Annotated in this window: 24 protein-coding genes and 1 tRNA gene; 10 read left to right on the top strand and 15 right to left on the bottom strand. The window is 68.8% G+C overall.

Features of this window, described 5'->3' with window-relative positions; genetic code table 11:
* Window positions 1–83: 83 nt before the first annotated feature.
* Window positions 84–1,127 carry a bifunctional riboflavin kinase/FAD synthetase gene (locus tag DES41_RS02810; protein WP_114465734.1) on the bottom strand — a complete coding sequence of 348 codons (1,044 nt, stop codon included), beginning with the start codon at window positions 1,125–1,127 and terminating at the stop codon, window positions 84–86.
* Window positions 1,128–1,301: 174 nt separating this feature from the next.
* On the opposite strand from DES41_RS02810, the gene DES41_RS02805 reads away from it, so the two are divergent.
* Window positions 1,302–1,859: an HNH endonuclease gene (locus DES41_RS02805; RefSeq protein WP_114465732.1), complete on the top strand. Its 558-nt coding sequence runs from the start codon at window positions 1,302–1,304 to the stop codon at window positions 1,857–1,859.
* A gap of 47 nt (window positions 1,860–1,906) precedes the next feature.
* Here DES41_RS02805 and DES41_RS02800 read toward each other — a convergent pair whose 3' ends face one another.
* Both DES41_RS02800 and DES41_RS02795 read right to left on the bottom strand, forming a co-directional pair.
* Window positions 1,907–3,022, bottom strand: coding sequence for an acyl-CoA dehydrogenase family protein (locus DES41_RS02800; RefSeq protein ID WP_114465730.1), 1,116 nt, complete (start codon window positions 3,020–3,022; stop codon window positions 1,907–1,909).
* 13 nt (window positions 3,023–3,035) lie between these two features.
* A complete protein-coding gene (locus DES41_RS02795) occupies window positions 3,036–4,214 on the bottom strand; it encodes an acyl-CoA dehydrogenase family protein (protein WP_114465728.1) in 1,179 nt (392 codons plus the stop codon).
* A 109-nt stretch (window positions 4,215–4,323) separates the two neighbouring features.
* Here DES41_RS02795 and purN point away from each other — a divergent pair, with 109 nt between their 5' ends.
* The 5 genes from purN (at window position 4,324) to DES41_RS02770 (ending at window position 9,080) form a co-directional block, all read left to right on the top strand.
* Window positions 4,324–4,917 (top strand): phosphoribosylglycinamide formyltransferase, encoded by a 594-nt coding sequence (purN, locus tag DES41_RS02790; RefSeq protein ID WP_114465727.1) that lies wholly within the window; start codon window positions 4,324–4,326, stop codon window positions 4,915–4,917.
* Between the two features lie 13 nt (window positions 4,918–4,930).
* On the top strand, window positions 4,931–6,199 hold the full coding sequence (locus DES41_RS02785; protein WP_114465726.1) for an RsmB/NOP family class I SAM-dependent RNA methyltransferase: 1,269 nt from the start codon (window positions 4,931–4,933) through the stop codon (window positions 6,197–6,199).
* Window positions 6,200–6,321: 122 nt separating this feature from the next.
* Window positions 6,322–7,536: a DesA family fatty acid desaturase gene (locus tag DES41_RS02780; protein ID WP_114465724.1), complete on the top strand. Its 1,215-nt coding sequence runs from the start codon at window positions 6,322–6,324 to the stop codon at window positions 7,534–7,536.
* Between the two features lie 176 nt (window positions 7,537–7,712).
* Entirely contained in the window at window positions 7,713–8,111 is a 399-nt protein-coding gene (locus DES41_RS02775; protein ID WP_147282790.1) for a hypothetical protein, read from the top strand.
* 6 nt (window positions 8,112–8,117) lie between these two features.
* Entirely contained in the window at window positions 8,118–9,080 is a 963-nt protein-coding gene (locus DES41_RS02770; protein ID WP_114465720.1) for a M14 family metallopeptidase, read from the top strand.
* Here DES41_RS02770 and DES41_RS02765 read toward each other — a convergent pair.
* From DES41_RS02765 to ureE, 7 genes are all read right to left on the bottom strand, one after another.
* On the bottom strand, window positions 9,064–9,876 hold the full coding sequence (locus tag DES41_RS02765; RefSeq protein ID WP_114465718.1) for a transglutaminase-like domain-containing protein: 813 nt from the start codon (window positions 9,874–9,876) through the stop codon (window positions 9,064–9,066). The two genes, DES41_RS02770 and DES41_RS02765, sit on opposite strands and share 17 nt — an antisense overlap.
* A 113-nt stretch (window positions 9,877–9,989) precedes the next feature.
* Window positions 9,990–11,297, bottom strand: coding sequence for a lytic murein transglycosylase (locus tag DES41_RS02760; protein WP_114465716.1), 1,308 nt, complete (start codon window positions 11,295–11,297; stop codon window positions 9,990–9,992).
* 16 nt (window positions 11,298–11,313) lie between these two features.
* Window positions 11,314–11,401 (bottom strand) — tRNA-Ser (locus DES41_RS02755).
* A 17-nt stretch (window positions 11,402–11,418) separates the two neighbouring features.
* The gene (gene ureG / locus DES41_RS02750; protein WP_114465714.1) at window positions 11,419–12,081 is read right to left on the bottom strand and encodes an urease accessory protein UreG; all 663 of its coding nucleotides are present in this window, start codon (window positions 12,079–12,081) and stop codon (window positions 11,419–11,421) included.
* A gap of 13 nt (window positions 12,082–12,094) precedes the next feature.
* Window positions 12,095–12,748 carry an urease accessory protein UreF gene (locus tag DES41_RS02745; RefSeq protein WP_425466328.1) on the bottom strand — a complete coding sequence of 218 codons (654 nt, stop codon included), beginning with the start codon at window positions 12,746–12,748 and terminating at the stop codon, window positions 12,095–12,097.
* Window positions 12,749–12,774: 26 nt separating this feature from the next.
* The gene (locus DES41_RS02740; protein WP_114465712.1) at window positions 12,775–13,608 is read right to left on the bottom strand and encodes an SHOCT domain-containing protein; all 834 of its coding nucleotides are present in this window, start codon (window positions 13,606–13,608) and stop codon (window positions 12,775–12,777) included.
* A 62-nt stretch (window positions 13,609–13,670) separates the two neighbouring features.
* Window positions 13,671–14,252 carry an urease accessory protein UreE gene (gene ureE / locus DES41_RS02735; protein WP_114465710.1) on the bottom strand — a complete coding sequence of 194 codons (582 nt, stop codon included), beginning with the start codon at window positions 14,250–14,252 and terminating at the stop codon, window positions 13,671–13,673.
* A gap of 66 nt (window positions 14,253–14,318) precedes the next feature.
* Between ureE and DES41_RS02730 the strand changes: the two genes are divergently transcribed.
* Both DES41_RS02730 and DES41_RS02725 read left to right on the top strand, forming a co-directional pair.
* The gene (locus DES41_RS02730) at window positions 14,319–14,546 is read left to right on the top strand and encodes an AbrB/MazE/SpoVT family DNA-binding domain-containing protein (protein WP_114465708.1); all 228 of its coding nucleotides are present in this window, start codon (window positions 14,319–14,321) and stop codon (window positions 14,544–14,546) included.
* On the top strand, window positions 14,543–14,929 hold the full coding sequence (locus tag DES41_RS02725) for a type II toxin-antitoxin system death-on-curing family toxin (RefSeq protein WP_114465706.1): 387 nt from the start codon (window positions 14,543–14,545) through the stop codon (window positions 14,927–14,929). Before DES41_RS02730 ends, DES41_RS02725 begins: the two co-directional genes overlap by 4 nt.
* Before the next feature lie 7 nt (window positions 14,930–14,936).
* On the opposite strand, the gene ureC is transcribed toward DES41_RS02725, so the two are convergent.
* The 3 genes from ureC to ureA are packed head-to-tail and all read right to left on the bottom strand — an operon-like array spanning window position 14,937 to window position 17,261.
* The gene (gene ureC / locus DES41_RS02720; protein WP_114465704.1) at window positions 14,937–16,655 is read right to left on the bottom strand and encodes an urease subunit alpha; all 1,719 of its coding nucleotides are present in this window, start codon (window positions 16,653–16,655) and stop codon (window positions 14,937–14,939) included.
* Window position 16,656: 1 nt separating this feature from the next.
* The gene (locus tag DES41_RS02715) at window positions 16,657–16,962 is read right to left on the bottom strand and encodes an urease subunit beta (RefSeq protein ID WP_114465702.1); all 306 of its coding nucleotides are present in this window, start codon (window positions 16,960–16,962) and stop codon (window positions 16,657–16,659) included.
* Entirely contained in the window at window positions 16,959–17,261 is a 303-nt protein-coding gene (gene ureA / locus DES41_RS02710) for an urease subunit gamma (protein WP_114465626.1), read from the bottom strand. The genes DES41_RS02715 and ureA overlap by 4 nt, the downstream gene beginning before the upstream one ends.
* Window positions 17,262–17,349: 88 nt before the next feature.
* Between ureA and DES41_RS02705 the strand changes: the two genes are divergently transcribed.
* Together DES41_RS02705 and DES41_RS02700 are read left to right on the top strand one after the other, a co-directional pair.
* On the top strand, window positions 17,350–20,802 hold the full coding sequence (locus DES41_RS02705; RefSeq protein WP_425466339.1) for an ATP-binding protein: 3,453 nt from the start codon (window positions 17,350–17,352) through the stop codon (window positions 20,800–20,802).
* Window positions 20,783–21,778, top strand: coding sequence for a response regulator transcription factor (locus tag DES41_RS02700; RefSeq protein WP_114465624.1), 996 nt, complete (start codon window positions 20,783–20,785; stop codon window positions 21,776–21,778). The genes DES41_RS02705 and DES41_RS02700 overlap by 20 nt, the downstream gene beginning before the upstream one ends.
* Before the next feature lies 1 nt (window position 21,779).
* Here DES41_RS02700 and DES41_RS02695 read toward each other — a convergent pair whose 3' ends face one another.
* Window positions 21,780–22,787 carry a response regulator gene (locus tag DES41_RS02695; RefSeq protein WP_114465622.1) on the bottom strand — a complete coding sequence of 336 codons (1,008 nt, stop codon included), beginning with the start codon at window positions 22,785–22,787 and terminating at the stop codon, window positions 21,780–21,782.
* The gene (locus DES41_RS02690) at window positions 22,784–26,503 is read right to left on the bottom strand and encodes a PAS domain S-box protein (RefSeq protein ID WP_170168080.1); all 3,720 of its coding nucleotides are present in this window, start codon (window positions 26,501–26,503) and stop codon (window positions 22,784–22,786) included. Before DES41_RS02690 ends, DES41_RS02695 begins: the two co-directional genes overlap by 4 nt.
* Window positions 26,504–26,540 lie beyond the last annotated feature (37 nt).

The following is a 26,540-nucleotide window of genomic DNA, read 5'->3' as shown; positions in this document are numbered from 1 at the left end:
CGACGGCGCCGTGGAACGTGGGGAGGGGGGAAGCGCGGCCCGGTTGGCAACCGGGAGCACGCGCGAGCGCGGAAGCCGGGCGGCTAAATTCGGTCGCGCGTGGTCTGGCGGCGCGTCTGCGCATGGCCGGCCGCCAGCCAGGCACGGGCGTCGTCGCAGTCCCTGTTGATGCCGGTCGTGAGGGCATCCAGGCTGTCGTACTTCAGCTCGTCGTGCAGTTTGTGCAGCAGTTCCACGCGCACGATCTTACCGTAGCCCCCCTCTGGCCCCAGGCTGGCGGGCCAGTCCAGGCAGTGCGTCTCCAGCAGCACACGGCCGCCGTTGACGTCGTTCGGGTCCAGCGAAGGGCGCACGCCCAGGTTGGCGACACCGGCCAGCGGCTGCTCCGCCAGGCCGTGCACCCCGACCACGAAGATGCCCGAGGCGGCCGGTTTCCAGTGGGAGAAGCGCATGTTGATGGTGCGGAACCCGAGCTCGCGGCCCAGCTGGCGGCCGCGCACCACATGGCCGCTGATGCTGTAGGGCCGGCCCAGCAGGCGCGCCGCGTCGTCCATGCGGCCCTGGCCCAACGCCTCGCGCACGGCCGAGCTCGAGACGCGCACGCTGCGCCGGCCGCCCTGGGCCGCGGGGTCGGGCAGCGAGACTTCGTAGCTGTTCATGCGCGCCACCTCGAAGCCCATGGCACTGCCGGCCGCAGCCAGCATGGCGTAGTCGCCGGCGCGCTTGGCGCCGAAGCGGAAATCGTCCCCCACCAGCACGTAGCGCACGTTCAGGCCGGCGACCAGCACATCCTGGATGAAGGACTCGGGGCTCTGGCTGGCCAATGCGGCGCGAAAGGGCAGCACGATGGTCTGGTTCACGCCGCAGCGGGCCAGTTCGGTCAGCTTGTCGCGCAGCGTGCCGATGCGCGCGGGTGCGATCTCGGGCTTGCCGGTCGCCTGCGCGAAGTAGTCGCGCGGGTGCGGCTCGAAGCTCATCACACAGCTTTCCACGCCACGGTGCTGGGCCTCGTTGCGCAGCAGCGCCAGCATGGCCTGGTGGCCGCGGTGCACGCCGTCGAAGTTGCCAATGGTCAGCGCGCACGCCGGTGCGATGCCCCGGTAGTGGAAGCCGCGGAAGATCTTCATGGTGTCGTTGTCTTTTTCATAGCGCCAAAGGCATGCCCCCGGCGGCGCCCGTCATATCCTGGCCACGCGAACCCTGTATATTGTGACGCGGCGCACCAATGCCAAGTGGTGCGCGCAGCCTGGATGTTTTGCGATTCCGTGTCCGTGCGCATGCACGCTAGCTGGAGGCGTCATTTGAAGGTCTTGAAGCTGTCGGGGCAGGGCCTGCCCCAATCCTGGATCACGCTGGAACAGGCGGTGCTGCACTACGCCGCCGACGAGGTGCGCTGGGAGTCCGGCGCGGAGGTCGCGGTGTTCCGCGGCGGCCACAACGCCGTCACGGGCCTGCAATCGAAGATCGCCGTCAGCAGCATCATCGGCACCAAGGGCGTGCCGGGGGTCAACCCGTTTCGCGCACGTCCGGCCCTGACCAACAGCAAGCTGTTTGCGCGCGACCGCAACGTCTGCGCCTACTGCGGGCAGCATGTGCCGGAGGATGCCCTCACGCGCGAGCACATCGTGCCGCTGGCCCAGAAGGGGCAGGACCACTGGATGAACGTGGTCACGGCGTGCCGCAGTTGCAACCACCGCAAGAGCAACCGCACGCCCGAGCAGGCGCGCATGCCGCTGCTGTACGCACCCTATGTGCCCAGCCTGTGGGAAGACTTCATCCTGCGCAACCGCCGCATCCTGGCGGACCAGATGGAGTTCCTGATGGCGCATGTGCCCAGGTCGTCTCGGCTCCTCGTATGAAAAAAGCCCCGCACTGCGGGGCTTCTTCTTTCTGAGGGGCAAGCGCTTCAGGCGAACACGCCAGCCTTGTCCTGCATGCGAGCCGAGACCTCGCCCAGGTGGTGCAGGGTGTCGCCGAACAGGATCTCCATCTGCGTGAGCCGCTTGAAGTAGTGGCTGCCCACGTACTCGTCGGTCACCCCGATGCCGCCGTGCAGCTGCACCGAGTTCTGGCCGACAAACCGCAGGGATTGGCCCAGCTGGTACTTGGCACGCGCCATGGCGCGGCGGCGTTCCTCGGCCGGGGCATGGAGCTTGAGCGTGGCGTAGTAGCTCATCGAGCGCGCCAGTTCCTGCTGCATCTTCATGTCGGCCATGCGGTGGCGCAGGGCCTGGAAGCTGCCGATCACCACGCCGAACTGCTTGCGCGTGTTCAGGTATTCCGCCGTGATCTCCATGGTCTTGTCGATGGCGCCCACGGCCTCGGCGCACAGCGCGGCGATGCCGATGTCCACCGCATGCTCCAAGGCTGTGAGGCCGTCGGCGGTCACGAGCGTGGCAGGTGCCTGCTGCAAATCGACCTCGGCGGCGCGCGAGCCATCCTGCGTGACGTAGCCGCGTGTGGCCACGCCCGAGGCGGCACGTTCGACCAGGAACAGCGCGATCTTGCCGTCCACGGTGGCCGGCACCAGCAGCGCGTCGACCTGGTCACCCGCCGGCACCACGCTCTTGTGGCCCGAGACGGTCCAGCCAGCACCGGCCTTGGTGGCCGTGGCGGCGCACCGGTCGAGGCGGTAGCGCGCGGCGCGCTCCTGGTAGGCCAGAACCACGAGGGCTTCGCCGGCGGCCAGGCGCGGCAGCCACGTGGCCTTGAGCGCGTCGTCGGCATAGCCGGACAGCACGCCGCTGGCGATCAGGGTCTGGCCCAGCGGCTCGAGCACGATGCCGCGGCCCAGTTCTTCCAGGGCCACCATGGCGTCGACCGGGCCCATGCCCATGCCGCCATGTTCCTCGGCCACGTACAGGCCGGTCAGGCCCAGGCCGGCCAGTTCCCCGTAGGCCTCGCGCGAGAAGCCGCCTGCCTTGACCAGGCCGCGGCGGTGTTCGAAGCCATAGCCCTTGTCGACCCATTTGCGCACGGCATCGCGCAGCTGTTCCTGGTCGTCGCTGAAGTTGAAGTCCATTCGCGTCTCCTGCTCAACCCAGCACAGTCTGGGCGACGATGTTGCGCTGGACCTCGTTCGATCCGCCGTAGATCGTGGTCTTGCGCATGTTGAAGTAGGTGGCAGCCAGCGGCGCGCAGTGCGCAGCGCCCACGTAGTCGCCCTGCCAGCCGGCTTCCATGGCCTCCTGGATGAAGGGCAGGCTGTACGGGCCGGCGGCCAGCATCATGAGTTCGCTGTAGCGCTGCTGGATCTCGCTGCCCTTGATCTTGAGCAGGCCGGCCACGTCGAGCGGGTTCTTGCCCGACTTCTCGGCCGACAGTACGCGCAGCACCATCATTTCCAGGGCCACCACGTCGACCTCGAGCTTGGCGATCTCGTCGCGGAAGCGGATGTCGTCGTAGACGCCCTCTGCCTTGGCGATGCGCTTGAGGCGCTCGAGCTCGCGCTTGGCGCGGTTCACGTCGGCGATGTTGGTGCGCTCGTGGCTCAGCAGGTGCTTGGCGTAGGTCCAGCCCTTGTTCTCCTCGCCGACCAGGTTCTCCACGGGCACCTCGACGTTGTCGAAGAACACCTCGTTCACCTCATGGCCGCCGTCCAGCATGATGATGGGCCGCACCGTGATGCCGGGGCTCTTCATGTCGATCAGCAGGAAGCTGATGCCGGTCTGCGGCTTGCCTTCCGTGCTGGTGCGCACCAGGCAAAAGATCCACTCGCCGTACTGGCCCAGCGTGGTCCAGGTCTTCTGGCCATTGGCGATGTACTTGTCGCCTTGGCGCACGGCGCGGGTCTTGACCGAGGCCAGGTCCGAGCCCGAGCCCGGCTCGCTGTAGCCCTGGCTCCACCAGACTTCACCGCTGGCAATGCCGGGCAGGAAGCGCTTGTGCTGCTCGGGCGTGCCGAAGGCCATGATCACCGGGGCCACCATGACGGGCCCGAACGGCACGATGCGCGGTGCGCCGGCCAAAGCACATTCCTCTTCGAACAGGTGTTTTTGCACGGCACTCCAGCCGGGGCCGCCGAACTGCGTGGGCCAGCCATAGCCCAGCCAGCCCTTGCTGCCCAGGATCTTGGCCCAGCGCTGCATATCGTCACGCGTCTGGTGCAGCGCGTTGTGTACCTTGTAGGCAATGTCCTGGGGCAGGTTGGCGCGCACCCAATCGCGCACCTCCTCCCGGAACTGTTGCTCTTCGGCTGTGAAAGCCAAATCCATGGTGGTCTCCTGTGGGTCGTCGCAAGCCGTCCAACGACGGCCCGCAGCTTTGTAGCACGACCGTGCGCTTTGGGTTGTCACCTGCGTGTGGGGATAATCCCGCGCGCTGATGAAGAACCTTGTGATCCTGATTTCCGGCGGTGGCTCCAACATGGAAGCCATCGTGCGTACCGCGCAGCAGCGCGACTGGCCCGGCCGCCTGCAAGCCCGCGTGGCCGCCGTGTTGAGCAACCGTCCCGATTGCGCCGGCCTGGCGCGTGCACGCGCCCTGGGCGTGCCGACCGCGGCCGTCGACCACCGGGCCTTTGCCCAGGCGGCCGACCCGCGTGGCGCCTTCGACGCCGCCCTGGCCGATGCCATCGACGCGCATGCGCCCGAGCTCGTGCTGCTCGCGGGCTTCATGCGCATCCTGACGCCGGGTTTCGTGCGCCACTATGCCGGCCGGCTCGTCAACATCCATCCCTCGCTGCTGCCGGCCTTCCCCGGCCTGCACACGCACCGGCGCGCGATCGAGGCCGGTTGCCGCGTGGCCGGCGCCACTGTGCACCGCGTGACCGAAGAGTTGGACCATGGCCCCATCCTCGACCAGGTGGTGGTGCCTGTGCTGCCCGGCGACGACGAGGCCGCCCTGTCGGCCCGCGTGCTGGCACAGGAACACCGCATGTACCCGCGCGTGATCGAGCGCCTGCTGACCGCTGCCTGAGGACAATCGCACCATGCATCCCAAAGCTGTTCTGGACGCCTGCGCCGAGCTCGTGCGCGAGGCGCTGGTCTTCGACCATCCCGCCGACGCCGTGGCGGCGCGCTTCTTCCGCGCCCACCGTGGCCTGGGCCCGCGCGAGCGCGCCACGCTCAGCGACACCTTGTTCGCCGTGCTGCGCCGCAAGCTGCAGTACGAGCATTTCGCACCCTCGGGCTCGGGCCCGCGCGAGCGCCGCCTGGCCATCCTGGGCTTCGGCGGGCCGCGCGACTTCCTGTTCTCTGCGCTGACGCCACAGGAGAAGGAGTGGCTGCAGCAGTGCGATGCAGTGGCTCCGTCCGACCTGCTGGAGCGCCATCGCCACAACCTGCCCGAATGGCTGGTGCAGCCGCTGCGCGCGCAGCTGGGCCAGGATTTCTGGCCGCTGGCCGACAGCTTGCTGGGTCCGGCGCCGCTGGACCTGCGCGTGAACCAGCTCAGCGCCAAGCGCGCCGAGGTGCAGCAGGAGCTCAAGGCTGCCGGCATCGAGTCCCAGCCCACGCCGCACTCGCCCTGGGGCCTGCGTGTGCAGGGCAAGCCGTCGCTGAACCGCGCGGACGCGTTCACGCGCGGTGCCGTCGAGGTGCAGGATGAAGGTTCGCAGCTGCTCGCGCTGTTGCTCGATGCCCGTCGCGGCGAGATGGTGACCGACTTCTGCGCTGGCGCTGGCGGCAAGACACTGGCCATCGGCGCCGGCATGCGCAACACCGGCCGGCTCTACGCCTTCGACACCTCGGCGCATCGGCTCGATGCGCTCAAGCCTCGCCTGGGCCGCAGCGGCCTGTCGAACGTGCACCCGGTCGCGATTGCGCACGAGCGCGACGAGCGCATCAAGCGCCTGGCGGGCAAGATGGACCGCGTGCTGGTCGATGCCCCATGCAGCGGCACCGGCACGCTGCGCCGCCACCCTGATCTCAAGTGGCGCCAGAACCAGGCCGCCATCGATGCGCTGGCCACCCTCCAGCTGGCCGTGCTGCAGAGTGCGGCGCGGCTGCTGAAGCCGGGCGGGCGGCTGGTCTACGCCACCTGCAGCCTGCTCGCGCAGGAGAACGAGGCCATCGCCACAGCGTTCTCGGCCGCACAGCCGACGTTTGTGGCCGTGCCGGTCGCTGCGGAGCTGGAGCGCTTGAAGGTGGCCGGAGCGGACGGCCTGTGCGCTGGGGAAGACGGCCGGTTCCTGCGCCTGTGGCCGCACCGGCATGCCACTGACGGCTTCTTCGCCGCCATCTGGCAAAGACAAGCCTGAGAAAAGGTTGTTTCGACGCCATAGGCCAAAACGGGGCAGCATCCTACAATAGCCGGTTTCTGCGCTGTGCCATCTGTGCTATGTGCGCGCCTGCGGAAAACGGAGAAGGGGCTGATACCTATATGTTGCTACCCGATTGGGCCGTGCTGAACGCTACCGTGGACTGGCTCGCCAATGGCCTGCTGGGCTTTTCCTGGTGGCAGATCGTTTTGTATGCACTGCTCACAACGCATATCACGATCGCCAGCGTGACGATCTATCTGCACCGCCACCAGGCGCACCGTGCAATGGATCTGCATTGGCTGCCTGCGCACTTCTTCCGTTTCTGGCTCTGGCTGGCGACGGGACAGGTCACCAGGGAATGGGTGGCCGTACACCGCAAGCACCACGCCAAGTGCGAAACCTCGGACGACCCGCACAGCCCGCATGCCCACGGCATCGAGACCGTGTTCTGGAAGGGTGCCGAGCTGTACCGCGCGGAAACCAACAACCAGGAAACCATCAACAAGTTCAGCCTGGGTTGCCCCAACGACTGGATCGAGCGCAACCTGTACTCGCGTTACAGCTGGCAGGGTGTGGGCCTCATGCTGATCTTGAACCTGGCGCTGTTCGGTGCGGCCGGCCTGGTTGTCTGGGCCGTCCAGATGGTCTGGATTCCGTTCTGGGCGGCAGGCGTCGTCAACGGCATCGGCCACTACTGGGGTTACCGCAACTTCGAGGCACCGGACGCGAGCACCAACATCTCGCCCTGGGGCATCATCATCGGCGGTGAGGAGTTGCACAACAACCACCATACCTACCCGACCTCGGCCAAGTTTTCGGTCAAGCCCTACGAGTTCGATGTGGGCTGGATGTACATCAGCATGATGCAGCGTGTCGGCCTGGCCAAGGTCAAGAAGACGCCGCCGCGCCTGCAACTCGGCCAGATCAAGCCGGTTGCCGACGAGAAGACGCTCGAGGCCCTGATTGCCCACCGCTACGAAGTCATGGCCGGCTATGCGCGCGAACTCAAGCGCACCTGCCAGGATGAGATCGCCGCGCTCAAGGCCAAGCAGGCCGACGCTTCGGTGCTGGTGGCTGCCCGCCGCTGGTTGCACCGCGACGACGAACGTGTGCCGGCATCGGTCCAGCCCAAGATCGCCGAGGCGCGGGCCGCGCACCCGGTGCTCGACAAGATGGTCACCATGCGCGAGGAATTGCGCCAGATGTGGCTGTCGACTTCGCTGACGCGCGAGCAGTTGACCGCCAACCTGCAAGCCTGGTGCCACCGCGCCGAGAGCAGCGGCATCCAGGCGCTGCAGGACTTTTCCGTCCGCCTGCGTTCTGCCCACGTTTGAGGGCTGCCCGCTCCCAAGAACCCCGCCGCGTGCGGGGTTTTTTGTTGCCGGCGGGTCCATTTGTCAGGCTGCCGGCCGCGCTGGCTGTCGGCGGTGTTCCATTTGTGGCAGCGCGCGGCACCGGCCTGCAGGCTGGCCCCGATACTGCGTTGTCACAACAGCAACAGGAGCGGGACATGCGTACACGGACTGTTCAACTCGGTGGGGGCCTCATCCTGTGGATGGCGGCCATGGCCTTGCCGGCAGGTGCCCAGTCGCCTGCTGCCCAGGCGGCGGCGGCCGGTGGTGGCAGCAGCAACTCGGCCAACGGCGGTACGGGTGGCGTGGGCCTGGGCGGTGCCGGGCCTGGCGTCGCGGTCCGCCCCGGTACGGCGGGCGGTGCGGGAAGCCCGGACACGGCGCGTCCACCGGGCAATGGTGCACTGGTCGGCCCGCGCGCGGAACGCCAGAGCCGGGAATTGACGGCAGAGCATCCGGAGCGGGGGGCCAGCGCGCCGCGCAACACCGGCCAGCGCGCGCTGATGCTCGACCAGTCGCGCCGGCCGGCGACGGCGACTCCGGCGACGAAGAACTGAACGCGCATGGACGAGACCCTGCGCTCGCACGCCTTCGCCTCCCCCCTGACTGGTGCGCGGCTGGTCGTGCTGGGAGGGGTGCACGGCGACGAGACCTGTGGAACCGTCGCCATCGAGCGCCTGCGTGCCGACCTGGAATCCGGCCGGCTGGCGCTGCGGCGCGGCGAGCTGACACTGGTGCCGGTTGCCAACCCGCTGGCGCGCCAGCGCCAGCACCGCGAGGGCGAGCGCAACCTGAACCGCTCTTTCCAGCCCGATCCGCAGCCGGCCGATTACGAAGCACGCATCACCAATCTGCTGTGTCCCCTGCTTGCACGCCACGACGTGTTGCTGGATCTGCACTCCTTCCACACAGCCGGGGCGCCTTTCGCCATGATCGGACCGCGCGACAACAGCGGACCATTGGAGCCTTTCAGCCGGGCACGGGAGGAGGGCTGGTTGGCGCTGCATCTGGGCATGGAGTGCGTCGTCGAGTCATGGCTGGACGTCTATGCCGCGCGGCTCGCCCGGCTCGGTCGGTCCACGGACGCGCGCGCCTTGGCTTTCGGCTGGGGCACCAATGAGTACATGCGCAGCCAGGGCGGTTACGCGGTGACGCTGGAATGCGGCCAGCACCGCGATCCGCAGGCCCCCGAGGTGGCCTACCGCGCGATTCTGGCCAGCCTGGCCCTGCTGGACATGGCGGGCACCGCGCAGTCCCCACCCAGGCCGCCACGGCTGCTGCGCTTGGTCGATGTGGTCGATCGCCAGACCGAAGGCGACCGCCTGCTGCGCGACTGGGCCAGCTTCGACCCGGTGCAGCGCGGCCAGCCCATCGGCGTGCGCGCCGATGGGCGCGCGGTCGAAGCGCCATGCGATGGCGTCATCGTGTTTCCGAATCCGCAGGCCACGCCTGGGAGCGAGTGGTTCTATCTGGCCGTCGACAGCGAACGGCGCCTGGCCGACCCTGGCCTCACGCCAGTTCCGTGACCACCTCGAAGCGGGCCAACTGGTGCTCGCCGAACACCATGGTGATGGGCACGTCGGCAGCGTCACGGCCGCGCGCCAGCAGCACGCGCCCGATCCGTGGCGTGTTGTGCCGTGCGTCGAAGGTGTGCCACTGGCCGCCCAGGTAGACCTCGAACCAGGCGCTGAAGTCCATGGGATAGGGCACTGGCGGGATGCCGATGTCGCCCAGGTAGCCGGTGGCGTAGCGTGCTGGAATGTTCATGCTCCGGCACAGGGCGACAGCCAGGTGGGCAAAGTCGCGGCACACGCCCACGCGCTCATGCCATGCCTGCAGGGCGGTTCGCGTCGGCCGCGCGCAGCCGTAGTCGAAGCGCAGGTGCTGGTGCACGTAGTCGCAGATGGCCTGCACACGGCCCCAACCGGGCTGCACGCCAGAGAAGCGGCTCCAGGCAAAGGCCAGCAGTTCTCCGTCGAAATCGCAGTAGCGGCTGGGCAGCAGGAACTGCAGGCTGTCCACAGGCAAGTCGCCAACGGCGTGCTCCCAGGCACCCCAGTGCACTGGGTCGGGCAGGCCGCTGTCCTGCACGACAGCCTGGTTGCGCAGCCGCACCTCGCCCGTGCCTGCGTCGACGCGCACGCGCGCGCACTGGTTGCCAAAACCGTCGAGGTAGAAGTCCGTGGCCAGTGGTGGGCTCAGCGTGATGTCCTCCGGCGCCAGCAGGTCGCCTGCGCGCGAAGGATGCAGTTGGAGCAGATAGATCAGCGCGGTGGGTGCATTGACGCGGAGCGCAATGTCATAGCCGATGCGGATCAACATGGCGGTCTGCGGCCAAGCCGCGCGTTGGAATTGTGCATTGCAGCATGGTATGCCTACGCGCCGCTGCCGCGCGGTTGTATTTTTCCCGCGTGCGCGTAGGCGCAGGGCGCTGTTCAGCGCTGCTGCAGTCGGTCCAGCAACTCCTGGGTCGGGAAGCCGTCGGCTGCCAGGCCCACGCTGCGTTGCCAGCGCCGGATGGCGCCACGCGTCGCAGGCCCCAGCACGCCGTCGATGCTGCCGGGATCGAAGCCCTTGGACTGCAGCGCCTGCTGCAGTGTCTGAAGCGCGTTGCGCGAGAGCGGCCTGAGATCACGGGGCCAGGCCGCCTGGATCGCAGGACCGCCCGCGATGCGCTGCGCCAGCAGGCCCACACCGAGGGCATAGCTGGTCGCGTTGTTGTAGCGCAGGATGGCGCGGAAGTTCGGCCCGACCAGGAACGCCGGTCCACGCGCGCCAGCCGGCAGCAGCAGGCTCGCGTCGGGCAGGCCGGGTAAGGTCGTGCCATCTACGGTGCGCACGCCTTCTTCGGCCCATTGGGCACTGGACTGGCGCAGCGCGTCGTCGGCGCGACCCACGTCGAAGCCGGGCGGCAGCAGCACCTCCATGCCCCATGGCTGCCCGCGCTGCCAGCCTTCTCGCGCCAGGAAATGCGCGGTAGAAGCCGTCACGTCCGCCATGCTGCCCCAGATGTCGCGCCGTCCGTCGCCGTCCGCATCCACCGCGTAGGCCAGGAAGTTCGAGGGCAGGAATTGGGTCTGGCCCATCGCGCCGGCCCAGGAGCCTAGCATGCGTTCGCGCGGGATGTCGCCGTTTTGCAGGATGCGCAGCGCCGCCATCAACTGGCTGCGCGCCCACGCCGCGCGGCGGCCCTCGAACCCCAGCGTGGCCAGCGCGTCGATGGTGGGCGTGTCGCCGTAGTTGCTGCCGTAGTTGCTCTCCATGCCCCAGATGGCGACGACGATCTCGGCCGGCACGCCGTAGCGTGCCGCGGCGGCCTCGGCATAGGCCTGCACCTCGAGCAGCTTGTCCTGGCCGCGCGCCACGCGCGTGGGAGAGACCGCGGTGTCCAGGTAGTCCCAGACGGCGCGCGTGAATTCGGGCTGCGAGCGGTCGAGCGCAACCACCTGATCCAGGTGCCGCACGCCGTCGAACGCCGCGTGCAGGGTGGTCTCCGTGATGCCGCCCGCACGCGCCTCGGCGCGGAAGCGTTCCACCCATTGGGCGAAGTCCTGGCTCTGCGGCGTCGCCGTGGTGGGGGAGGGCGCCGCAGCCCCTGGTGGTGCGGACGCCGGCGGGGGGGCCGCTGGCGTGGTGGAGGCAGGGGGCGGCGTGGGTGGGGGCGTCGGCGCTGTCGCGCACGCCGTCATGACCAGGGCCGCCAGCAGCGGTGCGAGGGTGCGGTGGCGGTGCGTCAGGGGCATGGGCGCGGATGGGGTCTGGCGGAAGCTGTGAGATTCGAACTCACGGATGGTTTCCCATCGCCGGTTTTCAAGACCGGTGCAATCGACCACTCTGCCAAGCTTCCGAGGCCTCGGATTCTACTCAGGCGGTCTGCAGCATCCCGCGTTGCTCGATGAAGCGCACCACCTCGACCAGGCCGTCCCTGGTCTTCAGGTTGGTCATCACGAAGGGCTTGAGTTCGCCGCGCGCATTGGTGCGCATGCGCCGCGTGTCGGCTTCCATCACCGCCAGGTCGGCGCCCACGTAGGGCGCCAGGTCGGTCTTGTTGATCACGAACAGGTCGCTCTTGGTGATGCCTGGGCCACCCTTGCGCGGGATTTTCTCGCCGGCCGCCACGTCGATCACGTAGATGGTGAGGTCCGACAGCTCGGGGCTGAACGTGGCGGCCAGGTTGTCGCCGCCGCTTTCCACGAACACCACGTCGGCCTCGGGGAAGTCCTCCAGCATGCGGTCGATGGCTTCCAGGTTGATCGATGCGTCCTCGCGGATCGCCGTGTGCGGGCAGCCGCCCGTCTCCACGCCCATGATGCGCTCGGCCGGCAACGCGCCGCTCACCGTCAGCAGGCGCTGGTCTTCCTTGGTGTAGATGTCGTTGGTGATGGCGACCAGGTCGTACTGCGCGCGCATCTGCTTGCAGAGCATCTCCAGCAGCGTGGTCTTGCCCGAGCCGACCGGGCCGCCGATGCCCACGCGCAAGGGTGGCAGTTTCTTGGTGCGGTGGGCGATGTGGTGCAGGGCGGTCATGGTCGAAGGCTTCTTAGGAACGGAACAATCGGGAGTATTGGGTTTCGTGCTGTGCGGACAGGATGGCCAGCATGGGCGCGAAGGCCTGGCGTGCATCTTCTGGCGTGGCCAGCGCCTGTTCGACGGCCGCCGGAATCGCTTGCGCCAAGCGCTGCAGCATGCGCTGGCCGGCGCTCTGGCCCAGTGGCACGGCCTTGACGGCGGCAGCCACCATGTTCTCCGCCCAGCCGAAGGCGAAGGCCAGGCAGGCCTCGCGCGGCTGCGCACCGGCGCGGGCTGCCGCGAATGCGAAAGCGACGGGATAGCAGGGCGTGAGACCGGCGAAGGCGGCCACGGCGTCGCCGTGCTGCAGCTTGAGCCATTCCAGCATGGAGCGGCCCATCTGCTCGGTCTGCAGCACGAACTCGGCAGACTCGCGCGTGCAGCGCAGCCAGGCATCGAGTGCCTGCACGCGTGCATGGTCGCCCGCCTGCCAGGCGGCAACGGCCTCGGCCACCACGGCCAGGTCGCTGCGCGCCTGGCTCAGTTGCAGCTGCGCCAGCAGCCAGTCGCCGGCCTGCTGCTCGCCGTTGGCCAAGTTGGCCTCGACAGCCGCTTCCAGTGCCTCGGAGTAGCTGAAGCCACCCACCGGCAACGCAGGCGAGGCCAGCCAGATCAGGCCCAGCAAGGTGGGCGAGGAGATGCTCAGCGTGTTCAGAGTCGGCCCAGCAGTTCGGTTTTCTTGGCCTGGAATTCGGCGTCGTCCAGCACGCCCTTGGCGCGCAGTTCCGCCAACCGCTCGATGGTGGCGAAGATGTCTTGCGCGTTGCCGCTGCCCGGCGCCGCCGCAGCAGGGGCCTGGTGCGGCGCTGGCGTGGACTGGTGGGGCGTAGCGCCCACAGGTTCCATGCCATTCACCGAGACCACCGGCAGGCTGGCCACATCGATCAAGCCGTACTGGCTGTTGAAACTCAACGAGCCGCCATAGGACTGCTGCTGCGAGAAGCCGCCGATCTGGTGGTCCAGCGTGTCGTAGATGGTCACGGTGCCGTTGGCTTCGATGGCCAGGCGCCGGGCCTGCGCGAAGTTGGCATAGCGCACACCGTTCTGCGAGCCCGTGCTGTCGGGCCAGCGCAGCGAGGGCCCCCACCAGTCGGGCGGTGGCGCCACGAACAGGCTGGCGCCCTGGCCTCCGCCGCCCGCATGGCTGTGGCCACTGCCGCTGAACTGCTCCTGCCCGTTCTGGCTCTGCGACTGGAAACTGCCTGTGCGCAGCAGGTCCGGCTGGCTTGCCACCAAGCCGGCGAGTTCGAAGCACAGGGCGTCGACGCGCGACTTCAGGTGGCCGTTGAACATGTCCGACACCATGGTCATGCCGCCGCGCATCCATTGCCCGGAGCCGCCGAACTCCGGATGGTTGAACTGGGCCATGCCGCCATTGCCGCGGACCACGGCGTCCAGCATGCTCAGCGCGGCGTCCGTGCTGATGCCGTGCCGCCGGGCGATGTCGTCGATGGCCTGCTGGCCGGTCGGAGAGAGTTGGCGCATGGGGAACCTCGCTCTGCGGTGGATGGGGCGGATTCTGGCAGCGGGATGTCAAGCCGGTGCGGCTACTGCTGCTGGTCCTGCCCATCGTGGTGATGGGGATGTGGGTGGCCGTGCTGGTGGGCGTGGCCGTGGCCATGGTCGTGATCGTGGTCGTCATGGCCATGGTGTGCGTGGCCGTGCGCATGGCCTTGCGCCGCATAGGCGCCGCCCTCCGGTTCGAAGGCCTCCGCCACGGGCGTCACGATCAGGTGCATGGCGCGCAGCATGTCGGCCAGCACATGGTCGGGTTCGATCTTGAGGTGGTCGGGCTTGAGCTCGATCGGCACATGGCGGTTGCCCAGGTGGTAGGCCGCGCGGATGAGGTCGAAGGGTGTGCCGTGCGCCGTGCAGTGCGTGATCCGCAGAACGTCCTGCGGCGCGGCCAGCACGCGGATCAGCGAGCCGTCCTCGGCCACCAGCACATCGCCGCCGCGCACGGCCGTGCCGCGCGGCAGGAACACGCCGAGTTGGCGGCCTTGCGAGTCGGTGGCATCGAAGCGGCTCTTCTGGCGCACGTCCCAGTCGAGTTCCACGGTGGCGGCGCGCTTGAGCAGCACGGGCGCGAGGCCGGCGCCCTGGGGCATGAGTTTGCTGGTGGTGAGCATGGCGTTTGTCAAAGGCACGGTTTGCCCATAATATAACGATTGTTATAACTTCGGTCGAGGTGACCCATGTCCGCACTCAAGCTGACCCAGATCGGAAACTCGGTGGGTGTGATCTTGCCCAAAGAAGTTCTCGCCCGCATGAAGCTGGGCAAAGGTGACACCGTTTTTGTGACCGAGGCGGCCAACGGCGGCGTCACGCTGAGTCCGTACGATCCATCGCTTGAAGAGCAATTGGCTCTGGGGCGCGAGTTCATGCGTGAGTACCGTGACACCTTCCACCAACTCGCCAAATGAGCCACTGGAAGTGGGTCAGCCGCGAGGTGCTGCTCCTGCTGCATGACGAGAGCCTTGCGGAGCATGGGGGCGCCGCAGGGACCAGGGACGAAGGTTTGCTGGAGTCTGCGCTGGCGCGACCTTTGCACCTGGTGGCCTACGGCGCGCCGGACGTGGCCGACCTCGCTGCGGCCTACGGGCTCGGCCTTGCCAAGAACCATCCCTTCGTCGACGGCAACAAGCGCGCTGCTTTTCTGGCGGTCGGCTTGTTTTTGATGGTCAACGGTCACCGTCTGCGCGCGAGCCAGGTGGAAGCCACGCTGACCATGCTCGAATTGGCGGCGGGCCATCTCAACGAAGCCGATTTCGCGCAGTGGATCCGCGATCACATCGAAGCGCGTTGATTGGCCCTCAGAACAGGAAATACCGCTGCGCCATCGGCAGCACCTTGGCCGGCTCGCAGGTCAGCAACTGGCCATCTGCCCGCACCGCATAGGTCTGCGGATCGATTTCCATCTTCGGCAGGTAGCCGTTGTGGACCAGGTGCTGCTTGCGCACGTTGCGGATGTTCTTGACGGCGCTCAGGTTCTTGGCGAGGCCGAAGCGCTCCTTGATGCCGGCCGCCAGCCCCGCCTGCGACACGAAGGTCAGCGAGCCCCTGGCGATCGCGCCGCCGTAGGCACCGAACATCGGCCGGTAGTGCACCGGCTGCGGCGTGGGGATCGACGCATTCGGATCGCCCATCGCCGCCATCGCGATGCTGCCGCCCTTGAGGATCAGCGCCGGTTTCACGCCGAAGAAGGCCGGTTTCCAGACCACCAGGTCGGCCCACTTGCCGACCTCGATGCTGCCCACCTCGTGGCTGATGCCGTGCGCGATGGCCGGGTTGATCGTGTACTTGGCCACGTAGCGCTTGGCGCGGAAGTTGTCGTTGCGCGCGCTGTCTTCCGGAAGAGCGCCGCGTTGCACCTTCATCTTGTGCGCGGTCTGCCAGGTGCGCAGGATGACCTCGCCGACGCGGCCCATGGCCTGGCTGTCCGAGCTCATCATGCTGATCGCGCCCAGGTCGTGCAGCACGTCCTCGGCAGCAATCGTTTCCTTGCGGATGCGCGATTCGGCGAAGGCCAGGTCCTCGGCGATGCCGGCGTCCAGGTGGTGGCACACCATCAGCATGTCCACGTGCTCGTCCAGCGTGTTCACGGTGTACGGCATCGTCGGGTTGGTGGACGAGGGCAGGAAGTTCGCCTCGCCCACCACGCGCAGGATGTCGGGCGCATGCCCGCCGCCGGCGCCTTCGGTGTGGAAGGCGCACAGCCCACGGCCCTTGGTCGCGGCGATGGTGTTCTCGACGAAGCCCGATTCGTTGAGCGTGTCCGAATGGATCGCCACCTGCGTGTCGGTGGCGTCCGCCACGTCCAGGCAGTTGCTGATCGCCGCCGGCGTCGTGCCCCAGTCCTCGTGCAGCTTCAGGCCGATCACGCCGGCATCGATCTGCTCGTGCAGCGCGGCCGGCAGGCTGGCGTTGCCCTTGCCGAGGAAGCCCAGGTTCATCGGGAAGGCGTCGGCCGCCTGCAGCATGCGCTCGATGTTCCAGGGGCCGGGCGTGCAGGTGGTGGCGAAGGTGCCCGTGGCCGGGCCGGTGCCGCCGCCCAGCATGGTCGTGACGCCCGAGGCCAGGGCTTCTTCGATCTGCTGCGGGCAGATGAAGTGGATGTGGCTGTCGATGCCGCCCGCCGTCACGATGTTGCCCTCGGCCGCGATGATTTCGGTGCCCGGGCCGATGACGATGTCCACGCCCGGCTGCACGTCGGGGTTGCCCGCCTTGCCGATGGCCACGATGCGCCCGCCCTTGAGGCCGATGTCGGCCTTCACGATGCCCCAGTGGTCCAGGATCAGCGCGTTGGTCAGCACGCAGTCGACCGCACCCTCGGCGCGCGTGCGCTGACCCTGGGCCATGCCGTCGCGGATGGTCTTGCCGCCGCCGAACTTGACCTCTTCGCCGTAGCCGCCAGCGGCCAGCGTGTAGTCGTGTTCGACCTCGATCAGGATGTCGGTGTCGGCCAGGCGCACGCGGTCGCCGGTGGTGGGGCCGAAGATCTCCGCGTATGCGCGGCGCGAGATGTTCGCCATGTCAGAGTTTTCCTTGGATCAGGCCGCGAAAGCCATAGACCGTACGGTCGCCGGCGAAGTCCACCAGTTCCACGGTGCGCTGCTGGCCGGGCTCGAAGCGCACGGCCGTGCCGGACGCGATGTTCAGCCGCATGCCGCGCGCGGCTTCCCGGTCGAAATCGAGCGCGCCGTTGGTCTCGGCAAAGTGGTAGTGCGAGCCGACCTGGATCGGCCGGTCGGCGCTGTTCTTGACCAGCACGGTGAGCGTGCGTCGGCCGGGATTGAGTTCGTGGTCGCCCGCGTCGACCAGCAGTTCGCCCGGCGTCATGGAATCGGCTGGTGCACGGTGACCAGCTTGCTGCCGTCGGGGAACGAAGCCTCGACCTGGATGTCCGGGATCATCTCGGCGATGCCTTCCATCACGTCGGCGCGCGTCAGCACGTTGCGGCCTTCGCTCATGAGTTCGGCCACCGTCTTGCCGTCGCGGGCGCCCTCCATGACGGCGGCCGAGATCAGGGCCACGGCTTCGGGGTAGTTGAGCTTCAGGCCCCGGGCTTTGCGGCGCTCGGCCAGCAGGCCGGCGGTGAAGATCAGGAGCTTGTCTTTCTCTCTCGGTGTGAGTTCCATGTCGTCGCTTGGAGATCAGGCCGTAGTGGATGTCATCGCACAAGGTTCAGCAAGCATCGTGCCGCCACGCAGCCACGTGGCATGAAAGCTGCGCTGCAACCACCCCGTGCAAGACGTCTCCGACCCCACAGAGCCCAACGCGCCGCAGCGCATCGTCAAGGTCCGGCGCGACTACAACAGCTGGGTCGCGCGCGAGACCATGGAAGACTACGCGCTGCGCTTCACGCCCACGCGCTTTCGCAAGTGGTCGCCCTGGCGCGTGGCCAACACGGCCTTCGGCGCGGCCTCGTTCCTGATCCTCGAAGCCGTGGGCGCCACGCTGCTCGTGCAGTACGGCTTCGTCAACGCGTTCTGGGCCATCCTGGCCACCGGCCTCATCATCTTCCTGGCCGGGTTGCCCATCAGCATCTACGCGGCCCGCTACGGGCTGGACATGGACCTGCTCACGCGCGGCGCGGGCTTCGGCTACATCGGCTCCACGCTCACCTCGCTGATCTACGCCAGCTTCACCTTCATCTTCTTCGCGCTGGAGGCCGCCGTGATGGCCTATGCGCTGGAGCTGGCGCTGGGCATCCCGCCCACCTGGGGCTACCTCGTCTGCGCGCTGGTGGTGATCCCGCTGGTCACCCATGGCGTCTCGGCCATCAGCCGCCTGCAGATGTGGACGCAGCCGCTGTGGCTCGTCATGCTGGTCGTGCCCTTCGTCTATGTGCTGATGCGCGATCCTGGTGCATTCGCAGGTGTGACGCACTATGTCGGTGACAAATCAACCGGCGGAGGCTTCGAATTGCACCTATTTGGTGCCGCCCTGACCGTGGGCATCGCGCTGATCACCCAGATGGGGGAGCAGGCCGACTACCTGCGGTTCATGCCGGTGCGCCAGCGCGGCAACCGGGGCCGCTGGTGGCTGGGCGTGCTGGTCGGCGGCCCGGGCTGGGTGGTGCTGGGCGTGGTCAAGATGCTGGGCGGTGCGCTGCTCGCTTACCTGGCCATCACCCACATGGTGCCCAAGGAGCGCGCCGTCGATCCGAACCAGATGTACCTGGCGGCCTACGAATACGTGTTCCCGAACTACGGCTGGGCGGTGGCGGCCACCGCGCTGTTCGTGGTGGTCTCGCAGCTCAAGATCAACGTGACCAACGCCTATGCAGGCTCGCTGGCCTGGTCGAACTTCTTCTCGCGCGTGACGCACAGCCACCCCGGGCGCGTGGTCTGGGTGGTGTTCAACACGCTGATCGCCTTCATGCTGATGGAGATGAACGTGTTCCAGGCCCTGGGCGAGGTGCTGGGGCTGTACTCCAACCTGGCGATCGCCTGGATCATGGCCGTGGTGGCCGACCTCGTCGTCAACAAGCCGCTGGGCCTGTCGCCCAAGGGCATCGAGTTCAAGCGCGCGCACCTGTACGACATCAACCCCGTGGGCGTCGGCGCGATGGCGCTGGCCTCGGTGCTGTCCATCAGCGCCTACATCGGGCTGTTCGGCCCGCTGGCGCAGGCCTTCTCGGCACTGATCGCGCTGGGCACGGCCTTCGTCGCCTCGCCGCTGCTGGCCTGGGCGACGGGCGGGCGCTACTACATCGCTCGCCAGTCGACGCCCCAGGCCCACCGCTGCGTGATCTGCGAGCGCGAGTACGAAGGCCCGGACATGGCGCACTGCCCCGCCTACCAGGGGCCGATCTGCTCGCTGTGCTGCACGCTGGACGCGCGCTGCGGCGACCTCTGCAAGCCGCGCGCCTCGTTGTCCTGGCAGTGGTCGGCCGCGCTGCGCTGGCTGCTGCCGCGGCGCATCTGGCCGTACCTGGAGACGGGCCTGGCCCACTACCTCCTGCTCATGCTGATCCTGGTGCCGCTGCTGGCGGCCGTGTTCGGCCTGCTCTACAGCCAGGAGACGGCGGTCACCGAGGGCGTGGCCGGCGCACGGCTGGCCGAGGAGGTCCTGCGCTCCGGCTTCACCAAGGCCTACATGGCGCTGCTGCTGGCGGCCGGCATCGTGGCCTGGTGGCTGGTGCTGGCGCACAAGAGCCGGCAGGTGGCGCAGGAAGAATCCAACCGCCAGACGCACCTGCTGGTGCGCGAGATCGCGCTGCACCGCCAGACCGATGCCGAGCTGCAGCGTGCGCGCCAGGTCGCCGAGGAGGCGCGCCGCCAGGCCGACCAGGCCAACCAGGCCAAGAGCCGCTACATCAGCGCCATCAGCCACGAGCTGCGCACGCCGCTCAACAGCATCCTGGGCTATGCGCAGCTGATGGGCGAAGACACCGCCGTGCCGCCGCACCGCCGCCACGCCGTGCAGGTGATCAAGCGCGGTGGCGAGCATCTCTTGCAACTGGTCGACGGCACGCTGGACATTGCGCGCATCGAGTCGGGCAAGCTCACGCTGAACATCCGGCCCATGGCCTTCGCCGACACCGTGCACGAGGTCGCCTCCATGTTCGAGCTGCAGGCCGCCGGCAAGGGCCTGGCCTTCCATTTCGAGCCCGAGGGCACGCTGCCCGAACTCGTGCGCGCCGACGAGCAGCGGCTGCGCCAGATCCTCATCAACCTGCTGGGCAACGCCATCAAGTTCACGGCCGTGGGCCATGTGCGCTTTCGCGTGCGCTACCAGCGCGAGATGGCCACCCTGGAGATCGCCGACAGCGGCCCGGGCATCGCGGCCGATGCGCTGGCACAGATCTTCGAGCCCTTCGCGCGTGCGCCTGCGCCCGGGCAGGCGGCGCCCGGCGGCGCCGGCCTGGGCCTCACGATCGCCAAGATGCTGACCGACCTGATGGGCGGCGAACTCACGGCCACGAGCGAGCCCGGCGTGGGCTCGCAGTTCAAGGTGCGCCTGTTCCTGCCCGCCTTGCACGGCAGCGCCGCGCTGCCGGCTGCGCGCGTGGCCGTGCAGCGCCATGGCTACGCCGGCGCCCGCCGCAGCATCCTCGTGGTCGACAACGAAGAGGTCGACCGCCAGCTGCTGGTGCACCTGCTGGAGCCGCTGGGCTTTGCGCTGCGCACCGCCGCCAGCGGCCACGACTGCCTGGACCTGCTGGTCAGCGGCTACCGGCCCGACGCCATCCTGATGGACCTGGCCATGCCCGGCATCGACGGCTGGGAAACCATCCGCCGCGTGCGTGCGCTGCTGCCGCGGCCCCCGCGCATCGCCATCGTCTCGGCCAACGCCTTCGACAAGGGGCTGGAAAACGATGTCGAGATCCGGCCCGAGGACTTCCTGGTCAAGCCCGTGCGCTTCGCGGAACTGCTGGATTGGCTGGGCCGCCAGCTGGCGCTCGAGTGGCTGGACAAGCCGCCCGTTGCGACCCCGCCGCCGCCCGCGGCGGCCGGGCCGCTGGCTTATCCCGACGCGGCCAGCCGCGCCGCCCTGCAGCAGGCCGTGGACCTCGGCTTTCACCGCGGCATCATGAACGCGCTGGACGCCATCGAGCGCGAGCAGCCGGCCTGCGCCGGCTTCGCGCAGCAGATGCGCACGCTGGCCCGACAATTTCAGTTCGAAGCCATGAGCCGATTGCTGCAACAAGCCGATGCCGCCCGAACCGCTTGACCAGACCCTGGACCGCGCCAACAGCGATGTGGTGCTGATCGTCGACGACGTGCCCGACAACCTGGCGGTGCTGCACGATGCGCTCGACGAATCGGGCTTCACGGTGCTGGTGGCCACCGGCGGCGAGATGGCCCTGCAGCGCGCTGCCCAGGCGCTGCCCGACGTGGTGCTGCTGGACGCCATGATGCCCGGCATGGACGGCTTCGAGGTGGCGCGGCGGCTGAAGGCCTCGCCGGCCACCGCGCACATCCCCATCATCTTCATGACCGGGCTGACCGAGACCGAGCACCTGGTCGCGGCGCTGGAGTCGGGCGGCGTGGACTACGTCACCAAGCCGATCAAGCCCAAGGAAGTGCTGGCACGCATGGCCGTGCACCTGGCCAGCGCGCGCGAGCGCCGCCAGGCGCGCAATGCGCTGGATGCCTTCGGCTACGCCAGCATCACCGTGCGCGTGAGCGATGGCCGGCTGATGTGGCAGACCGTGCTCGCACGCGAATTGCTGCAGCGCTACTGCGGTGGGCCGGCCGCCGGCAGCGTGGCGCCGCAGGTGCTGCTGGACTGGCTGCGCCGGCACGCGGCCGACGCCGAGCAGCGCCAGATCGAGCCGCCGCCGCTGCGCGTGGAGCAGGGCGCACGGGCGCTGAGCTTCCGGCTGCACCAGCAGACGGGCGACGGCGAGGGCGGGGGCGACTGGCTGATCGTCATGCGCGAGGAATCCGATGCCGCCGTGATCGAGTCGCTGGGCCTGTCGCTGGCGCTGACCGCGCGCGAGGCCGAGGTGCTGTACTGGCTGGTCAAGGGCAAGACCAACCGCGACATCGGCGAAATCCTGGGCGCCAGCCCGGCGACCATCAAGAAGCACCTGGAGCGCGTCTACGTCAAGCTCGGCGTGGAGACGCGCACGGCCGCAGCCGCGGTGGCGCTGCAGCGCGTGCGGCAATTGCAGCCGCAGTTTCAGCCGCAGTTCCAGGGGTAGTTCAGGCGGCCGTGGGCGCGTCCGCGAAGCGCGCGCGGATCGCCAGCAGCTGCGGCAGGATGCCGACGAAGACTGGCACCAGCGCCGCGTCGAACTGCTTGCCGGCCTCGCGCTCGAGCAGCGCCACGGCGTCCTCCACGCTCCAGGCCGCCTTGTAGGGGCGCACGCTGGTCAGCGCGTCGAACACGTCGGCGATGGCCACGATGCGCGCCTCCAGCGGGATGGCTTCACCGGCCAGGCCGTCCGGGTAGCCGCTGCCATCCCATTTCTCGTGGTGGCTGCGCGCGATCTTGGCCGCGATGTGCAGCACGCCGCTGTCGTGCTGGCCGATGATGTCGGCGCCGATGGTGGCGTGCGAGCGCATCACCGCCCATTCCTCGGCCGTCAGCTGGCCCGGCTTGCGCAGGATGTGGTCGGGGATGCCGATCTTGCCCACGTCGTGCATGGGCGCGGCGTGCAGCAGGTCTTCGGCATCGCGCGGGTCGAAGCCCAGCGCCAGCGCCAGCGCCTGCGCGTAGTGGCTCATGCGCAGCACGTGCTGGCCGGTCTCGTTGTCCTTGTACTCGGCGGCGCGGCCCAGGCGCTGCACGATCTCCAGCCGCGAGGCCTTGAGCTCGTCCATGCGCACCAGCGACAGATGGGTGCGCACGCGCGCGCGCACCACGGGCGGGCTCACCGGCTTGATGATGTAGTCGACGGCGCCGGCATCGAAGCCCTGCGCCTCGTCGCCGGCGTCGGCCAGCGCGGTGACGAACACCACCGGGATGGACTGCGTGCCCGGGTCGGTATGGAGCGTGCGGCAAACCTCGTGGCCGCTCATGCCCGGCATCATCACGTCCAGCAGCAGCAGGTCGGGCTTCTCCTCCCGCGCAAGCTTGAGCGCCGTGGCGCCGTCGCGCGCGTACAGCAGCCGGTAGTCGGCCTGCAGAATGCCGCGCAGCACCTGCAGGTTGGTGGGCTCGTCGTCCACCAGCAGCAGGCGCGGGCGGCGGTCGGTTTCGGTGGTCATGGCAGGGTTTCGGTGTCGGTTTGCAGATGGGCGCGCAGCCGGTCGACGCAGCGCACGGCGGCGTCGAAGTCGAAGTTGTCGATGGCATCCATCAGCTGGCGCATGTCGGCAGGCGAGAGCACGTCGGCCAGCTGGTTCAGCGCATCTTCATCGAGCGCGTTGCGCTTCAGGGCCCGCTGCAGGCCTTCCAGGTCGGACAGCACGCTGCGCTGCTCCAGCGGGGCCAGCACCGTGGGCGTGCGCGGCGCCGGCGCCGGTGCCGGTGCCGGCAGGATCGCCACCACGGCATGCAGCTGCGCCAGCAGGGCCGGCACCCCGGCCTGCATGGCGCCTGGCTGTCCAGCGCGCGCCGCGCGCTCCAGCACCTGTGCGGCCAGCCGCAAGGCCGGCAGCGCCAGGTTGCCGGCGGCGCCGCCGATGCGGTGGGCCAGCGCGGCCAGCGTGGCCGTGTCCTGGCGGTCCAGCGCGTCGGCCAGATCCAGCGGCGTGGCGGCATGCGAGCGCACGAAGTTTGCAATGGCAGCCTGCAGCCGTTCACGGCTTTTCCACAGGGCCAGGCCCTGCTCCCAGTCGACCACATCGTTCGCGCCGTCGCGCAGTTCCTGCGGTCGCGTGGCCGGCGCCTGCACCAGCAAGCCCAGCACGCGCGCCATCTCGGCGAACAGCTGGGCGGTCACCACCGGCTTGGTGGCGAACCCGTCCATGCCCGCCTCCTGTGCCGCCAGCCGGTCGGCCGCCTGCACGCTGGCTGTCAGCGCGATGACGGGCGTGGGCACCAGACCTGCGTCGCGCTCGTGCGTGCGCCATGCACGCGTGGCGCTCAGCCCGTCCAGTTCGGGCATGTGCATGTCCATCAGCACCAGGTCGAACTTGTGGTCTGCGAGCAAGGCCAGTGCCTCGCGCCCGTTGCGCGCACTGCGCACGCTGTGCCCGTCGGCCTGCAGCAGCAGGTCCAGCAATTCCACGTTCTGCGGTACGTCGTCGGCCACCAGCACCGAGAGCGGCGGCAGTTGGCCGGCGCCCGCACCAGCGTCCACCACCGGCGCCTCGCCGCTGCGCAGAGGCAGCTGCACCTCGAAGCAGCTGCCCACGCCGACCTGGCTGCGCACCACGATGCTGCCGCCCATCAGCTCGGTCAGCTGGCGCGCGATGGTGGTGCCCAGGCCCGTGCCGCCGAACTGGCGCGTGATGGTGGCGTCGGCCTGCGCGAAGGCGTCGAAGATGCGCTCGACACGGTCCGGCGCGATGCCGATGCCTGTGTCGGCGATGGCGACCACGGTCATCTCGGCACGCTGTTCGACGCGGACATCGATGCGGCCCCGGTGCGTGAACTTGATGGCGTTGCCGACCAGGTTCACCAGCACCTGCTGGATGCGCAGTGCATCGCCCTGGCGGAAATCGGACAGCGCCGCCGGGTAGTCCAGTGCCAGCACCAGGCCCTTCTTCTCGGCCGTCAGCCGCATCGATGCCACCACCTGCTCGCACAGCTGGCGCAGAGAGAAGTCGCTCAGCTCCAGTTCCACCGCGCCCTTTTCCAGCTTCGCGGTGTCCAGGATGTCGTTGAGCAGGCCCAGCAGCGACTGGCCGGCCTGGCGCACGGTCTCCAGGTGGCGGCGCTGTGTGGGCGCCAGCGCGGTGTTGAGCAGCACGTCGGTGAAGCCCAGGATGGCGTTCATGGGCGTGCGGATCTCGTGGCTCATGTTGGCCAGGAAGCTGCTGCGCGCCTGGGCCGCCTGCTCGGCACGCGCCTTGGCCTGGCGCAGCTCGCGCTCCATCGTCTTGCGCAGGGTGATGTCGGTCTTGAAGGCCATCGTCTTGACGACGCGGCCGGCGCCGTCGAACACCGGGTTGTAGGTGGCCTGCACCCACAGCTCGCGGCCGTTCTTGCCCACGCGCTCGAACTCGCCGGCCAGCACCTCGCCGCGCTTGATCGCCTCCAGCGTGCGCTGCTGTTCGGGCGAGGCGCGCTGGTGCCGCGGCATCATGTCCTGGTAGGGCCGGCCGATCAGCTCGTCGGCACGGTCGTAGCCCAGCATGGCCACGTAGTTGTCGTTGCAGTGCAGGATGCGGCCGTGCGGATCGATCTCCAGCACGGCCATGGCGCGGTTCAGCACGGAGCCGGTGGTCTCGAAGGCCTTGGCGCGCGCGCGTTCCTCGGTCACGTCCAGCATCACGCCGTCGATCCACTGCAGCACGCCCTCGGCGTCGCACACGGCGCCGGCCGATTCGGAGACCCAGCGTTCGGCACCGTCGGCGCGGCGGATGCGGTACTCCACCGCGTAGGGCTGGGCGAGCGCCAGCCCCTGGGCGATGGCGTGGCTGCGGGCCTGGCGGTCGGCCGGCGGGATCAGCGCCTCCAGGCTGCGCAGATTGCCGGTGAACTCATCGGCGCGCCAGCCCGTCAGTGTCTCGATGCGCTCGGAGACGAACAGCATCTGCCCATGCAGCTTCGCCTCGCTGCGGAACGCGACGCCGGGCATGTTGGCGATCAGCGTGCGGTACTGGGCTTCGCGGTTGCTCAGCGCGCCCTCGATGGCCTTGCGTTCGGAGATGTCCGTCACGATGCCCAGGTACATCGGCTCGCCGGTGTCTTCGGTGCGGCTGATCGCCAGCCGCAGCGCGACGGGATGGCCGTCGCGGTGCTTGCCGACGACTTCCCGGCTGGCGCCCAGCAGCGCGCCGAAGCGGTCTCGCAGCTGCGCGGCATGGGCGGGCGAGCCGGGGTGGCCGGACATGTTGTTCATCAGCAGGCCGATGTTGCGGCCCACGATCTCCTGTGCAGCCCAGCCGAAGATGCGCTCGGCCGAGGCGTTGAAGGACAGGACGCGGCCGCTGCGGTCGGCCGAGACGATGCCGTCCACGGCCGTGTCCAGCACCGCGCGCAGCCGGCCCTCGCTGGCGCGCAGGCGCTGGTTGAGCTGTTGCGAGCGCAGCAGTGCCTGCACCGTGACGGCCAATGCGCCGATGGTCACGGCCACGAAGGCGATGCCCAGCGCCAGCACGGCCTGGCTGTCCTGGGTCGGGTCGAATGCCGGATGGGTGGGGCCGATGAAGCGCGCGGCGGCCATCCCCAGGTAGTGCATGCCGGCGATGGCCAGCCCCATCACGGCCCCTGCCAACAGGTTCAGTGCGTGGCCGCCCAGGCGCAGGCGGTGCGCCAGGCCGAAGCGGATCCACAGCGCGAGCACGGCCAGCACCACCGCCAGCACGATGGAGGCGGCGAAGCCCAGCGGGTCGAACGCCAGCCGCGCGTCCATGTGCATGGCCAGCATGCCGCCGTAGTGCATGGTGCCGATGCCGGCGCCCACCAGCACCCCGCCCAGCAGGAGTTGGCCGGCGCTCACACGCGGGCGCGCCAGCAGGTGCAGGGCGGCAGCGGCGGCCAGGAGGCTGGGCAGCATGGACAGCAGCGTGATGCCGGGGCTGTAGTCCACATCGGTGCACAGCTGGAACGCGAGCATGCCGATGAAGTGCATGGCCCAGACGCCGCCGCCCAGCACCAGGGCGCCTGCTCCCAACGCAGACCAGCGCGCCGCCGGCCGCGTGGTGCGCCGGGCGCCCACGGCCAGCTGCATGGCCGCCCACGAGGCGGCGACCGCCACCACCACCGAGAGCGCCACCAGCCAGGGGTTGTAGCTGCCCGCGATCTGCTGGGCCGGCGGCACGGCCTCCAGGAGGAACCAGCGGGTCCAGTCGAACGTGAAGGGCGGCTGCATCGGATATGTTACAAAATTTGACGAAATTGTGCGGGTC

This window comes from Pseudorhodoferax soli, assembly GCF_003337555.1.
Taxonomy (GTDB): Bacteria; Pseudomonadota; Gammaproteobacteria; order Burkholderiales; family Burkholderiaceae_C; genus Pseudorhodoferax; species Pseudorhodoferax soli.
This window is presented reverse-complemented; position numbering and strand designations above follow the sequence as displayed.